The sequence below is a fragment of the Hoeflea sp. BAL378 genome, from assembly GCF_000759435.1.
GTDB lineage: Bacteria > Pseudomonadota > Alphaproteobacteria > Rhizobiales > Rhizobiaceae > Hoeflea.
Genome location: NZ_JRJG01000018.1, coordinates 1 through 14122 on the forward strand (window position 1 = coordinate 1; position 14122 = coordinate 14122).

General features: G+C 66.5%; 14 protein-coding genes. 7 read left to right on the forward strand and 7 right to left on the reverse strand.

Annotated features, from left to right (window positions below; all coding sequences use genetic code 11):
- Window positions 1-582 (reverse strand): cytochrome c biogenesis protein CcdA (locus LL06_RS05910; RefSeq protein ID WP_035523601.1); only part of this gene is annotated, 582 nt, incomplete at its 3' end.
- Between the two features lie 226 nt (window positions 583-808).
- Here LL06_RS05910 and LL06_RS05915 point away from each other — a divergent pair.
- From LL06_RS05915 to LL06_RS05925, 3 genes are all read left to right on the forward strand, one after another.
- Window positions 809-1159, forward strand: a complete 351-nt coding sequence (locus LL06_RS05915; RefSeq protein WP_035523604.1) for a thioredoxin family protein — start codon at window positions 809-811, stop codon at window positions 1157-1159.
- Window positions 1156-1503, forward strand: a complete 348-nt coding sequence (locus tag LL06_RS05920; protein WP_035523606.1) for a metalloregulator ArsR/SmtB family transcription factor — start codon at window positions 1156-1158, stop codon at window positions 1501-1503. The genes LL06_RS05915 and LL06_RS05920 overlap by 4 nt, the downstream gene beginning before the upstream one ends.
- 98 nt (window positions 1504-1601) lie before the next feature.
- Window positions 1602-2708, forward strand: a complete 1107-nt coding sequence (locus LL06_RS05925; RefSeq protein WP_052161248.1) for a YeeE/YedE family protein — start codon at window positions 1602-1604, stop codon at window positions 2706-2708.
- Here the strand turns inward: LL06_RS05925 and LL06_RS05930 are convergent.
- On the reverse strand, window positions 2684-3610 hold the full coding sequence (locus tag LL06_RS05930) for an MBL fold metallo-hydrolase (RefSeq protein WP_035523609.1): 927 nt from the start codon (window positions 3608-3610) through the stop codon (window positions 2684-2686). The genes LL06_RS05925 and LL06_RS05930 overlap by 25 nt on opposite strands.
- A gap of 105 nt (window positions 3611-3715) precedes the next feature.
- On the opposite strand from LL06_RS05930, the gene LL06_RS05935 reads away from it, so the two are divergent.
- The gene (locus tag LL06_RS05935; protein WP_035523612.1) at window positions 3716-4831 is read left to right on the forward strand and encodes a YeeE/YedE family protein; all 1116 of its coding nucleotides are present in this window, start codon (window positions 3716-3718) and stop codon (window positions 4829-4831) included.
- Between the two features lie 287 nt (window positions 4832-5118).
- Here LL06_RS05935 and urtE read toward each other — a convergent pair whose 3' ends face one another.
- The 5 genes from urtE to urtA form a co-directional block, all read right to left on the reverse strand.
- Entirely contained in the window at window positions 5119-5814 is a 696-nt protein-coding gene (urtE, locus tag LL06_RS05940) for an urea ABC transporter ATP-binding subunit UrtE (RefSeq protein ID WP_035523613.1), read from the reverse strand.
- A 3-nt stretch (window positions 5815-5817) separates the two neighbouring features.
- Window positions 5818-6558 carry an urea ABC transporter ATP-binding protein UrtD gene (gene urtD, locus LL06_RS05945; RefSeq protein WP_035523615.1) on the reverse strand — a complete coding sequence of 247 codons (741 nt, stop codon included), beginning with the start codon at window positions 6556-6558 and terminating at the stop codon, window positions 5818-5820.
- Window positions 6555-7724, reverse strand: a complete 1170-nt coding sequence (gene urtC / locus LL06_RS05950) for an urea ABC transporter permease subunit UrtC (protein ID WP_035523620.1) — start codon at window positions 7722-7724, stop codon at window positions 6555-6557. The genes urtD and urtC overlap by 4 nt, the downstream gene beginning before the upstream one ends.
- A gap of 3 nt (window positions 7725-7727) precedes the next feature.
- Complete coding sequence (gene urtB, locus LL06_RS05955; RefSeq protein WP_035523623.1) at window positions 7728-9677, reverse strand: urea ABC transporter permease subunit UrtB; 1950 nt, start codon at window positions 9675-9677, stop codon at window positions 7728-7730.
- Between the two features lie 64 nt (window positions 9678-9741).
- Window positions 9742-11034 (reverse strand): urea ABC transporter substrate-binding protein, encoded by a 1293-nt coding sequence (gene urtA, locus LL06_RS05960; RefSeq protein ID WP_052161250.1) that lies wholly within the window; start codon window positions 11032-11034, stop codon window positions 9742-9744.
- Between the two features lie 337 nt (window positions 11035-11371).
- On the opposite strand from urtA, the gene LL06_RS27625 reads away from it, so the two are divergent.
- The 3 genes from LL06_RS27625 to LL06_RS05975 form a co-directional block, all read left to right on the forward strand.
- Window positions 11372-11941 (forward strand): transglutaminase-like cysteine peptidase, encoded by a 570-nt coding sequence (locus LL06_RS27625; protein WP_161784938.1) that lies wholly within the window; start codon window positions 11372-11374, stop codon window positions 11939-11941.
- A gap of 164 nt (window positions 11942-12105) precedes the next feature.
- Window positions 12106-13410, forward strand: coding sequence for a DNA repair exonuclease (locus LL06_RS05970; protein WP_035523626.1), 1305 nt, complete (start codon window positions 12106-12108; stop codon window positions 13408-13410).
- Window positions 13410-14122: AAA family ATPase (locus LL06_RS05975; RefSeq protein ID WP_035523629.1), on the forward strand; the 713-nt coding region annotated here is incomplete at its 3' end. The genes LL06_RS05970 and LL06_RS05975, both read left to right, overlap by 1 nt.

The following is a 14122-nucleotide window of genomic DNA, read 5'->3' on the forward strand; positions in this document are numbered from 1 at the left end:
CCGGATGAAGCGGCTGGCGAAGAAGCCCGCCACGACAAAGGGGATGCCGATCCCGAGCGCATAGAGCCCCAACAGCAGCGCGCCCTGCCCGACGGTCTCCTTGGCCGCGGCCATGAACAGGATCGCCGCCAGGATGGGGCCGACGCAGGGCGTCCAGCCGAAGGCGAAGGCGAGGCCCATGACATAGGCGCCGACCATGCCGGCGGGCTTGCGCTCCACCTGGACGCGGGCCTCGCGGTAGAGCAGCGCGAACCGGAACACGCCGAGGAAGTGCAGCCCCATCAGAAGGATGAGAACGCCGGCGATCACCGAGAGCACGTCGAAATAGCGCGCCACTGACTGGCCGATGATGCTGGCGGTGGCGCCGAGTGCGATGAAGACCGTGCTGAAGCCCAGAACGAAGGCGATCGAAGCCAGCGCGATGCGGCGTGACGCCACGTTGTCAGCCTCGGCGTTTTGGACTTCATTGAAGCTCATGCCGGCCAGGTAGGCGAGATAGGGCGGAACGATCGGCAGCACACAGGGCGAGAAGAATGACAGCAATCCCGCCAGAAACGCGGCTCCATACCCGACATCCATCATCTGCGTCTTCCTCCCCCGGGGCGCCGCCGGTCCGGCAACCCGCTAAGGGACGCCCCGTCACATTGGTCTCATGCATGCACGGTTCACCCATGAAGCCGCGAAACCGCAACGTGCATGAACAGCATCCCGCCTCCTCGTGGCGATCCGCCGGACGGAATGCATTTGCACGATATGCAAAAATCAATATATATTGCAATCACTATTTTTCAGGAACTGGACCAGCCTCATGACGTCAGCTCTCAGGGCGGCGCTTGCCGTCATCCTGCTCGTGCCGGCGCCGGCGACGGCTGCCGAAATGATCATGTTCGAGCAGGCCGGCTGCGCCTGGTGCAAGCGCTTCAACGAGGAAATCGCGCCTGCCTGGCCAAACACCGAACAGGGCCGGCGCGCGCCGTTGCGCCGGCACGACATCCACGTCGCGCTGCCGGCGGACCTGGCCGGTCTCCCGGTCGAGCGCTTCACCCCGACCTTCGTCCTGGTCGATGACGGGCGGGAAATCGCGCGGTTGCGCGGCTATCCCGGCGACCAGTTCTTCTGGGCCCTTGTCGACGAGATGCTTGCAAAGCTGGAGCCATGACATCGGAACCCGCGTCGAACCAGGAGTTTTCCGGCCAGGACATAGGCGTTCTCGCCGGCCAGGCCCGCAAGGCGAGCGACATCCTCAAGGCGCTGTCGCATGAAACCCGCCTGCTCATTCTCTGGCTCCTGTCGGAGAACGAGAAATCGGTCTCCGAACTCGAGGAGCTCTTGGATCTGCCGCAGGCCGCGGTGTCGCAGCAGCTCGCCCGGCTGCGCTTCGACCGCATGGTCGGCACGCGCCGCGAGGGCCGGATGATCTACTACTCGATCTCCAGTCCGGAAGTCTCGGCCATCGTCGCCTCGCTCTACGGCCTGCTTTGCCGCCCGGACGCCGGAGAGTGACTGCGCGGAGACATCGCTTGCATTGAATGTTTCCCGTCCCTAAGTTTGCAAGCGAGGCCCGGGAGGAAAAGTCCGGCCAACGGGAGGAGACGGCCATCATGTTTGATTCGGGATGGATGCTTGCGCTGTCGGGATGCGGTGTCGGCGCGATTATCGGCTTTGCCGCCAGGAAGAGCCATTTCTGCACCATGGCGGCGCTGGAGCGCCACTGGTATGCGGGCGACGACCGCCCGCTCCGTTCCTGGGCGCTGGCCGCCTTCACGGCCCTGATCGCCACCCAGCTTCTCGCCGCGGCGGGCGTTGCCCACATCGATCAGTCCTTCTATCTCACCGAGCCGCTGCCGCTCGCCGGCGCCATAATCGGCGGGCTGATGTTCGGCCTCGGCATGGCGCTTGTCGGCACCTGCGGCTTCGGCGCGCTGGTCCGGCTCGGCGGCGGCAATCTGCGCGCGCTGGTGGTGCTGACCGGCCTCGGGCTTGCGGCGCTCGCCGCCCAGCGCGGCGTCACCGCCCATGTCCGCGCGGTTCTCCTCGATCCCTGGTCGGTCGATCTCTCCGCGGTCGGCGGGCAGTCGGCCGGCAATCTGCTCTCGCGTGCCATCGGGTTCGACGTGACGCTGCCGATGGCGCTGCTCACCGGTGCTGCGGGATTGTGGTGGGTGTTCAAGTCGGCGAGCTTCCGCGCCGACCGCAACCGTCTGATCGCCGGCGTGGTCATCGGGCTCTCCATCGCCGCGGGCTGGGCGATCACCAGCCTCTTCGCGGCGCAGGCGCTCTATCCGGTGCAGATCGAGGCCGGCTCCTTCGTCATGCCGGTGGGCGAGACCATCCTGCAGATCATCACCGTGACCGGCGAACTGCCCGATTACGGCATCGGCATCGTCGTCGGCGTGCTCATCGGCGCCGCCGTCTCGGCGTTCCGCTCGCACGACATGCGCTGGGAAGCCTGCGACGACGCCCGCGAACTGAGCCGCCATCTGCTCGGCGCCTTCCTGATGGGGACCGGCGGCGTCTTTGCGCTCGGCTGCACCATCGGCCAGGGCGTCAGCGCCTTTTCGACACTGGCGATCTCGGCGCCCCTGGTGATGATCTCGATCGCCGCGGGCGCGCGCATGGGGCTCGGCCTGCTGGTGGAAGGCAACCCCTTCAGCTTCCTGGCCGACTGGCGGGCGCCCAAGACTCAGCCCGAGGCGACGAAGCGGTAGGCCGTCCCGTCGCGCTCCACCCTGCCCTCGCCCGGCGCCGGCAGGTGGTAGGCGGTCAGCGCCGCCTTGTCGGCGGCCAGCCGGTCGAGCAGCCTGAGCCGGGTTTCGACGCCCTTGCCGGGATCCTGGTCCGATCCGCTCGGCCAGGACGGATGCGCGAACGAGACCGCGAAATGGGTGATCGCGTCGCCCGCCACCAGCACCGGCTCCGGGCCGCCATGCAGCAGGAACGACATGTGCCCCGGCGTGTGCCCCGACGTGTCGACGGCCTCGACGCCCGGCAGCACTTCTGCGCCCGGCGAGAACAGGGTGATCATGTCCTCGAGATGCGCCAGCCGGTTCTGCGCGCCGATGGCGAAGGTCTTGCGCTCCTCGGGCATGGCGTCCACCGTGCCCGGATCGCGCCAGAACTCCCATTCCGCCTGGCCCATGTGGAAGCGCGCATTGGCGAACACCATCTCGTCGAAATCGTCGATCAGGCCCCACAGATGGTCGGGATGGCCATGGGTGAAGACCACGTCGGTGACGTCCGAGGGATCGAAGCCGGCCTCGGCCAGATTGTCGAGCAGCCGGCCCGCCGACGGCATGAAGTTCGACCCCGACCCGACATCGAACAGGACCAGACGGTCGCCCGATGCGAGGATCGGCACGTTGCAGTCGGGCACCAGCGCATCGGTAGGAAGGCCGTTCGCCTTGAGAAGCGCCAGGAGCTCGTCCTGCGGCGCGTCAGGATAGGCAAATCCCATCGGCAGCACCAGGTTTCCGTCGCTGACCGTGGTCAGCACCGCTGCGCCGATCTCGAACGCGCGCGCCGGGCGCAGGCCCACGGGCAGCAGCGCGGCGGCGGTGGCGGCCAGGCCCGTGCGCAGCAGGGTGCGTCTCGTCAAATCGGGCAATGTCATGAAATACTCCTCATATAGATTTATCTGAATATTTGCCTTTGTCTTGACCGAGGTCAATGCCCCTTCGCCCAATTCAGGCATTTTGGCCCGGAAGGGGCTGCTTCGATGGATCTTGAACTCCTTGCCGACCGGTTCGGTGACAAATGGACGCTGCTGATCGGCGGCGCGGTGATCGGCGCCCTGTTCGGCGCCTTCGCCCAGCAGAGCCGTTTCTGCCTGCGCGCCGCCGCCATCGAGTTCTCCCGCGGAACGGTCGGCGGCAAGATGGCGGTCTGGCTGCTGGTGTTTTCGACCGCAATCGCCGGAACCCTGGCTCTCTCGGCGATGGATCTGTTCTCCGCCACCGAGACGCGGCAGCTTGCCTCGCCGCAGAGCCTCTCGGGCGCGGCCATCGGCGGGCTGCTGTTCGGAACCGGCATGATCCTGGCTCGCGGCTGTTCGTCCCGGCTCTTGGTGCTTTCGGCCACCGGAAACCTGCGCGCCCTGCTTTCGGGCCTGGTGTTCGCGGTGGTGGCGCAGGCGAGCCTGCACGGCTTTCTCTCGCCGTTGCGCGATGCGCTGGCCGCGCCGCTCACCACCCTGTCGACCGGGTCCAACGATCTCCTGGTCCTCTCCGGCGTGTCCGAACCGGCGGCCTTCGCGCTGGTGCTGGCGGGCCTCGGGGCCAGCCTGTGGCTGGCCTTCTGGCGCGGGATCGGGGTCTGGAAGACCCTCGCCGCGGTCGCGGTCGGCGCCTGCGTTCCGCTCGCCTGGTGGTTCACCACCTCGATGACGACCATCGCCTTCGAGCCGGTGACCATCGAATCCCTAAGCTTTACAGGACCATCGGCCGACACGTTGATGCTGTTCCTGTCGCAGCCCGGCTCGATGATCGATTTCGACGTCGGCCTGGTGCCCGGCGTCTTCCTCGGCGCCTTCCTGGCGGCACTTGTGACGGGCGAGCTGGAGCTTCAGGGCTTCGAGGGCGGCGGGTCGATGCGGCGCTATCTGGCGGGCGCAGCACTGATGGGCTTCGGCGGCATGCTGGCCGGCGGCTGCGCCGTGGGCGCGGGCGTGACCGGCGCAAGCATCTTCGCGCTGACGGCCTGGGTGACCCTGTTCTCGATCTGGATCGCGGCGTCCGCGACCGACTGGCTGGTCGACCGCAGGCTGCCGGCGCGAAGGTCCCGCAGCGCCGCCGCCGACCAGCCGCTGCCCGCACATGTCCGGCCCACGGAATAGACAAGGCCGCCAGGCGGGCGCTCTCCGTACATCCGGGAGTGAGCGGCATCCGGCCTGGCGGCCCTGGTCTCAGCGCCCTTTCCGGGCGTCTTGGCGATCCCCTCTGGATCTGTCTACTTCAATGCACGAAGCGTGCCAGTTGGCGATTGGCCGAAGAACCCGGTCCCCTCGCCGCGTTTTCCCGGATCGGCGAACACCCTGCTGTGGCAATGGGCACGGCCGGACCGGAATCGCGGCATTCGCCTAAATCCTGGGCAGAGGCCCGGAATGCCCGCTTCGCGGGCGGCTCACACCGAGACCGCTTCGCGCAGACGATCCTTGGTCAGGCTCTCGCGGTCGCCCGCCATCTTCACCTCGCCCCGCTCGATCACGCAGAAGCGGTCGGCGAGCCCGTAGGCGAATTCGAAATACTGCTCCACCAGCACGATCGCCATCTTGCCCTCGTCGCGCAGCAGCGCGATGACGCGGCCGATCTGCTGGATGATGTTGGGCTGGATGCCCTCGGTCGGTTCGTCCAAGAGCAGGAGCTTGGGCCGGGTGATCAGCGCCCGGGCGATCGAGAGCTGCTGCTGCTGCCCGCCCGACAGGTCGCCGCCGCGGCGGTTGCGCATGTCCTTCAACACCGGAAACAGATCGTAGATGTGGTCCGGGATCCGGCGCTCCCCGCGCGGCAGGCAGGCAAAGCCGGTTTCCAGATTCTCCGTCACCGTCAGCAGCGGAAAGATGTCGCGGCCCTGCGGCACGTAGCCGACGCCGCGCGCGGCGAGCTGGTGCGCCGGAATCCGGCCGATCGCCTGGCCATCGAGAAAATAGTCGCCGCCCGAGCGGGGATGCACGCCGGAAATCGCCTTGAGCAGGCTGGTTTTGCCGACGCCGTTGGTGCCCATCACGCAGGTCACCTGCCCGACATCGGCCTTGAGCGATATGCCCTTGAGGATCTGCGACTGGCCGTAATGCAGCGTCAGGTTACGGATATCGAGCATGGCCTAGCGTCCCAGATAGACGTCGATGACGTCGGAATTGGCGGTGACGTGGTCGAGCGTGCCTTCGGCCAGCACCGAACCCTCGTGCAGCACCGTCACCTTGCAGTCGAGCCGGCGGACGAACTCCATGTCGTGCTCGACCACCACCACCGCGCGCGTTTCCGCCGCCCTGCGCAACAGGTCTGTAGTGTGCTCGCGTTCGCCCAGCGTCATCCCCGCCGCCGGCTCGTCGACCAGCAGCAGCTTCGGGTCCTGCGCCAGCAGCATGCCGATCTCCAGCCATTGCTTCTGGCCGTGGGAAAGTTCGCCCGCGGTCCGCTCGAGCTCCCCCGACAGGCCGATCTCGGCGGCCAGCGCCTGCACCCGGTCCGCATCCTTCGCGGTCGCCCGGTATCCCAGCACCGCAAAAGGCAGCCGGTCGTTGCTCAGCGCCATCATCAGATTGTCGCGCACGCTCTGCGCCTCGAACACCGTCGGGCGCTGGAACTTGCGGCCGATGCCGGCGCGCGCGATCTGGCTTTCGGACAATCTGAGCAGATCGAGCTGCGGCTCGCCGAAGCGCACCCTTCCCTCGTCGGGCCTGGTCTTGCCGGTGACGATGTCCATGAAGGTGGTCTTGCCCGCCCCGTTCGGCCCGATGATGGCGCGCAGCTCCTGACCGCCGATTTCGAACGACAGGTTGTTGATCGCCTTGAACCCGTCGAACGACACCGAGATCGAGGTGACTTCAAGAAGCGCCGTCATGCCGCATCCTTTCTGACCAGCCGGTCGAACAGCCCGCCGATGCCCTTGGGCATGAACAGCGTCACCAGCACGAAGCCCAGCCCCAGCAGCACCTGCCACCAGTCGACCCAGTCGATCGTGTAGAAGCCGAGCGGAATGCTGGGCGCCTGGCCGCCGGTGAACCAGGACGACAGCAGCGACACCGTGGCCGCCCCGATGACCGCGCCGTAGAGCCGCCCGCGCCCGCCGATCGCCACCCAGACCGCGAGATAGATCGAGGCGATGGGGGCGATTTCGGCCGGGTTGATGATGCCCGCCTGCGGGTAATAGAGCGCCCCGGCGATGGCCGCGATCACGGCGGTGAGCGTGAACACCACCAGCTTGTAGGCTTCCACCGGATAGCCCATGAAGCGGATGCGGGTCTCGTCGTCGCGGATGGCGCGGATAACGTTGCCGAACTTGCCCGACACCACCCAGGCCGCCACCAGATAGCCGGCCCCGAGCGCAAACGCCGAGGCCAGGAAGAACCAGACCGAGACCACCGATTGCGGCAGGTGGGTCAAGCCGGGAATGTTCTGCAGGCCCGACAGGCCGTTGTTGCCCCTGAGCCCGCTGTCGTTCTGGAACAAATAGAGCGACAGCGCGAGCGTCATCGCCTGGGTCAGGATCGACAGGTAGACGCCGGTGACGCGGGAGCGGAAGGCGAGCCAGCCGAACACCAGCGCCAGAAGCCCCGGCACTAGCACCACCAGGGCAAGCTGCGCGAACAGGCTGTCGGCGAAATACCACACGACCGGGATTTCCGAGCCGCCGACCACGCCGAAGATCTGCGTGCCGATGCCCTCGCGGATCTCCTCCGCCGTCGGCGGCAATTCGGCGCCGGCGAGAGAGGCGATGACGATGTCCTTGGTCCGCTCATACATCAGCCACATGCCGATCATGTAGCCGCCGAGCCCGAAGAAGGCGAAGTGACCGAGCGACAGGATCCCGCAATAGCCCCAGACCAGGTCCATGGCGATGGCGACGAGGCAGAGGCACAGCGTCTTGCCGAGGATCTTGACGAAGCTGGTCGACACCAGCCCGAGGCCGAAGCCTTCCGACAGCACCGTGATGACGATGGTGAACACCGCCAGCAGGGAGATGAAGACCAGCACCGAGGGCTGCCGCGCGAACAGGGAACGCTGCATGGCCTAGTCCCCCGCCGCACGGCCCTTGAGCGCGATGATGCCCTTGGGTCGGAACTGGATGAAAATGATGATGAAGATGATCATGTAGGTCTGCGCCGCGAGCGTGTTGGAGGGATTGAAGAACTCGATCAGCTTCTGCAGCGAGCCGATCATGCCGGCGCCCGCGAGCGTGCCCCAGATATTGCCGACGCCGCCCACCACGACGGTCATGAAGCTCTGCACGATGTAGCCCGAGCCCAGTTCAGAGGTGACCTTGGCGAACAGGCCGATGGCGACGCCGGCGATGCCGGCGATGCCCGAACCCAGCCCGAAGGTCAGCATGTTGATGCGGTCGGGATTGATCCCCATCGAAGAGGCCATGCGCGGGTTCTGCGTGACCGCCCTCACCTCGAGCCCGAGCCGCGTGCGGTTGAGGATGAACAGGAGCAACCCCAGGAACACCAGCGCCAGGACGAAGATCGCGATCCTTATGTAGCTGATCGAGACCACGTCGTTGACCACCCAGGCGCCGTCGAGCCAGGACGGCGAGGTGAGCGGCCGCGCCTGCGTGCCGAAGATGTTCTTGGCGATCTGCTGCAGCGCGATGGAAATGCCGAAGGTCGCAAGCAGCGTCTCGAGCGGCCGGTGCGCCAGATGCCGGATCACCAGCCGTTCGAGCGCGACGCCCGCCAGGAACGCCACCGCGAAGGCCAGCGGCAGCGCCACCAGGATCGAGGCGGTGTAGTTGGGGATGAACTGCTGGACGACATAGCCGGTATAGGCGCCGATCATGATGAACTCGCCATGGGCCATGTTGATCACCCCCATCACGCCGAAGGTGATGGCGAGCCCGATGGCCGCGAGGAAATAGATCGACGCCAGCGACAGGCCGTCGAGCGCCAGGTCGAGGAACCGGTAGACCCCGACGGTGCCGTTGATGTCGGCCAAAGTCTCTTCCGCAGCCTCGGTGAGCGCGGCATCGGGCTCGGCATAGACCTCGGCGAACACGTGGCCCGCCACCGCCTCTTGCCGCTCGTCGGCCGTGACCAGCGGCGGCACGCTTCCGTCCGCAGCCAGCGCCAGATAGGCCCGGTCGCGGGCCTCCTGGGTCACCAGCTCGGCGACCGGGAGGCCGCCGACCCTGCCATCCCGAATGTTGGTGACCAGCGCCTGCTTGCGCTCGGCCAGCGGCACGATGGGCCGCGCCTTGCCGGCGTCGACCAGCAGTTGATAGGCCGCGTCCGCCTCGATGTCGCGACCCGGCGTCAGGATCCGCGCGACATTGACGCCTTCAGGCACCGCGTCGAAGGCCTGGATGCTCGTCGCCAGCAGCGGATTGAGCGCCGCGCGGGCATCCACTCCGGGATCGCCCGCAAAACTCTCGATCGCGGCCACGCGCGTGGCCTGGTCAAAGCCGAACTTGATGGTCAATAGCCGCTGCAGCCGCTCCTTGCGGGTGCGGATGGCGGGATCCTGCTCCGATTCGATCGCGGCGCGGAGGATGCTGAGGTGGGACTGGTTGGCGTCGCGCTCGAGCGCGGTCAGCGCCTGGAGCCGCCGCTCCGGATCGGGGTCGGACAGTTGAAACTGCACAAGGGCGGCGGCGATGACGCCGCGCACGCCGCTGTTGGGCTTGAGATTGTCGAGCTCGGCGGCGTCCGCAAGCCCCGCTTCCTCGCCGGTGGCGATGTCGGTCAGCATCAGCTTGCCGCCGTCGGCCTTGCTCACATAGAAGAACCGGCCGTCGGACTTGCGCTGCCACAGCTCCTTCTCCCGCCATTTTTCCAGGAACACCGCGACCCCCGGCGCCTGGCTCTCCACCAGCGCCTCGAGCACCGGCGTGATGGTGGTGCGCGAGGGCTTCTCGATGTTGGCGCGGTAGGCTTCGAGCACCGTGTTGAGGTTGCCCTCCTGGGCATGGGCGGGCGCAAGCGCGATCAGCGCGGCGATCAGGACGAGACAGATGCGGAGCATGGAAAATCAGGACCAGTTTGGAAAGGCGGGAGGGGGCCTGGAGACCCCCTCCCCTCGTCAGGCATCAATAGTTGGAATTGAGCTGCACGCAGGTCTTGGTATCGGTGTTGTACATGCCGCATTTGAGCTCGACCCAGTCCGATTCCAGCACCTTGGATTCGGGCAGGAAGTCGGTCCAGGCGTCGCCGGGAACCGGCTCGGTCTGGCTGACGATGTCGAACTGGCCGTCCGCCTGGATTTCGCCGATCAGCACCGGCTTGGTCAGGTGATGGTTGGGCAGCATCTCGGCTTCGGTGCCGGTCAGGTTCGGGTACTTCTGGCCGACCATCGCGGTGGTGACCGCGTCCACATCGGTGGTGCCGGCTGCCTCGACGGCGTTCACCCACATGTTGAAGCCGATATAGGTGGCTTCCATCGGGTCGTTGGTCACCCGCTTCTCGCCGGCAAAGGCCTTCCATTCCTTGATGAATTCGGCATTGACCGGGGCATCGGCGGACTGGAAGTAGTTCCAGGCGGCGAGGTGGCCGACGAGGTTGGTGGTGTCGAGGCCGGAGAGTTCTTCCTCGCCCACCGAGAAGGCCACGACCGGAATGTCGTCGGCCGAGATGCCGGCGGCGGCGAGTTCCTTGTAGAAGCCGATATTGGCGTCGCCGTTGATGGTCGAGATCACGCCCACCTTCTTGCCGTCGGCGCCGAGCGCAACCACGTCGGCCACGATCTTGGACCAGTCGGAATGGCCGAACGGCGTGTAGTTGACGAAGATGTCGGTCTCGGCGATGCCCTTGTCCTTGAGATACTGCTCGAGGATCTTGTTGGTCGTGCGCGGATAGACATAGTCGGTGCCGAGCAGCGCGAATTTCTCGACGCCGAGTTCCTCGAGGAAATAGTCGGTGGCGGGAATGGCCTGCTGGTTGGGAGCGGCGCCGGTGTAGAAGACGTTCTTGGAGGATTCCTCGCCCTCGTACTGCACCGGATAGAACAGGAGCCCGTTGAGCTCCTCGATCACCGGCAGCACCGATTTGCGCGACACCGAGGTCCAGCAGCCGAACATCACGGCGACCTTGTCGACGGTCAGGAGTTCACGCGCCTTCTCAGCGAACAGCGGCCAGTCCGAGGCCGGGTCGACGACCACCGCCTCGAGCTTCTTGCCGAGCACGCCGCCCTTGGCGTTCTGCTGCTCGATCAGCATCAGAACCGTGTCCTTCAGCGTCGTCTCCGAAATCGCCATGGTTCCGGAAAGGGAATGCAGCACACCGACCTTGATCGTCTCCTCCTGGGCATAGGCCGCGTGGGTCAGGACGGTCGTTGTAATAAATGCCGCCGCTCCCGCGATCTTCAATGTAGTGGTAAATTTCATGTCAGCCTCCGTGCTGTTCGTGTCCACGAAGCTCATCAATGCAAGCGCCTTGCCAGTTGCCGTGCGGTTCGGTTTTCAGGTTTTGTTAAGGATTTGTGACAGGCCGGAGGGAAAGCTGTATCAAAAATATGCCAATTACTGCCTACAATTATTGCATTGCCGCTTTTTTGTGCGAGGCAACATTTCCACAGATGTCGTTTCATGGGCCGCGGGAGGGCCAAACTGTATTATCCCCAAGGCGGGCTTGCGCAGGGCCGTTCTTTCGCCTCTTATAGGTCCAGGACGAGGCCATCGCTGGCTTTATCTTTCCTCGGCAACCAAGGAGCTCCGTATGTCATTGAGCGCGCCTCTTTTCTTGCTGGCCGTACTGGCGGCTCTGGTTTCTGTGCTGACGCCTGCGCGCGCCTCCACCTGGCTCAAGACCGGCAAGGAGACCACCCGGCCCTATGGCCATGTCGACTATTGCTCCCGCAACGCCGCCGACTGCCGCGACCGCCCGGCAGGCGCAACCCTGCCGGCCGCGCGACTGGGCGTCCTCAACAGCATCAATTCGGCCGTCAACCGCGCCATCAAGCCGGTGGCCGACAAGACCGCCTTCGGCCGCAAGGAATTCTGGACCGCCAGCGCCCGCTCCGGCGATTGCGAGGATTTCGCGCTCGCCAAGCGCGCCAAGCTGCTGCGCAGCGGGTTCAAGTCCTCGCAACTGCTGCTGACCATGGGCTACAAGGGCAGCGAGGCGCACACCGTGCTGGTGGTGAGAACCCGCGACGGCGACTATGTGCTCGACAATCTCGATGACGACGTCCGGCCGGTCCAGTCGGCCAGCATGAGCTTCCTCAAGATCCAGGCGCCCGATCACGGCGGACGCTGGCTCAGCGTGACCGGCAAGACCGGCAAGGCGCCCTGACCCGGCCGTAAGCTCGGGGCAGGCCTGACCGGTCCGCGCCTGGGCGGCGTGCCCGGAGCGCCCCGCCTTAAGTGTAGGCTGTTGGATTTGCGCTCCAGATAGAATCTGGCAACACTCGGGGTCTGTGCTAAGGCAGGGCGCTCATTCACCGGTTCGGCCTGAAAATGCCGGAGGACCTTTCGATCGCGGCTTTTCGCTTCATCCACACCGCCGACATCCATCTCGATTCGCCGCTGCGCTCGTTGGCGCTGCGCAATCCGGAGCTGGCCGACCTGATCGGCACGGCGACGCGGCAGGCCTTCTCCGGCATCATCGACCTGTGCATCGACGAGGCCGTCGACGCGCTGCTGATCGCCGGCGATCTCTATGACGGTGACCAGACCTCGATGAAGACCGCCCGGTTCCTGTCGGGCGAGCTGGAGCGGCTGGCGGGCGCCGGCATCTCCGCCTACATCATCCGCGGCAATCACGACGCCCTGTCGCGCATCACCCGCGAGCTGGTGTTGCCCGACCGGGTCAAGCTGTTCGGCGGCCGGCCCGAACACGTGCTGATCGACCGCGGCGCGGGCGAAAGGCCGGTCGCCATCCACGGCCTGAGCTTCGCCCAGCCGACCGCGCCCGAAAGCCTGCTGCCGAAATACCGGCCGGCGATTGCCGACACGATCAACATCGGCATGCTGCACACCAGCCTCGGCGGCGCAGAGGGCCATGACGTCTATGCGCCCTGCAGCCTGGCCGAGCTGCAGGCCACCGGCTTCGACTACTGGGCGCTCGGCCATATCCACAAGCGCTCAGCGACGGAAGGCCCCGGATCGAAATCCGCCATCGTCATGCCCGGCATGCCGCAGGGGCGCGACATCAACGAGGCCGGCCCCAAATCCGTGACCCTCGTCGCCATCGCCGACGACGGCGCGATAAGCCTCGAGGAGCGGCGGACGTCGCGGGCGGAATTCGCCCGCGTCGCCGTCAATGCCGAGGCCATTGCCGAATGGCCGGACCTAGCCTCCGCCGTCACCGCTGCGCTGGCCGCGGCGCGCGCGGCCTCCGCCGCGCCCGAGCTTGTCGTCCGGCTCGCGTTTTCCGGCGCCACGCCGCTTGCCTGGCGCATGCGCCGCGACGCCGACCTGCTGCTGGCGGAAGCCGAGGAGCGGGCAGCCCGCATCGGCCGCGTTTGGATCGAGAAGCTCGAGATCGACTGCGCCCCGCCCCGGGCCGAAGCCGTCTCCGCGACCGATCCCCTGCACGAGCTCAGGGCGCTGATCGACAGCACCATCCTCGGCTCCGACGGCTACAACGCCGCGCTTGCCGGGATCGCCGAGAGCCTGCAGGCGCAGCTTCCCCCCGACCTTCGCGATCTCTTCGGCGCCGACGAAGCCGGGACCCGCGCGCTCCTGTCGGAGATCGCGCGCGAGGGCGCCGCCGATGTTCTCTCCCGCCTCCAGGCCGGGTCCGGCAGCGAGACCGCCTGATGCGCGTCAACCGCCTCGATCTCACCCGCTACGGCAAGTTCACCGATCACACGATCGACTTCGGGGCGCATGCCCCCGGCGGCTGCGACCTGCATATCGTCTACGGGCCGAACGAAGCGGGCAAATCGACGCTGTTCAACGGCTGGCTCGACCTGCTGTTCGGCATCGGCGCGCAAAGCAGCTACAATTTCCTCCATCCTTATCCCAACATGCGCATCGGCGCCGAGATCGACATCGGCGGCGAGACGCGGGAATTCGTGCGCATCAAGCGCCAGCAGAACAGCCTGCTCGACGGCCGCGACCAGCCGGTCCCCGACGGCGCCCTGCTCGCGGGCCTGGCCGGCCTCGACCGCGACAGCTACCGGACCATGTTCTCGCTTGATGACGAGACGCTCGAACAGGGCGGCGAGAGCATCCTCGCCAGCCGCGGCGATCTGGGTGAACTCTTGTTTTCGGCGAGCGCCGGCCTGGGGGAACTGTCGCAGCGGCTGGTCCGCATGCGAAGCGAGACCGAGGGTTTCTACAAGTACCGGGCCCGCTCCGGCCGGCTGGCGGAGCTGAAGACCGAGCTTGCCGGGCTCAAGGCCGAGCGCGACCGGCTCGACACCCAGGCCAGCGACTACGCCCGCCTGACCAGGGCCCATGAGGACGCCAGCCGGCGCCATGCCGAGGCGAGCGCCGAACGCAAGGCGATCGCCGCGCGGCTTGCCGG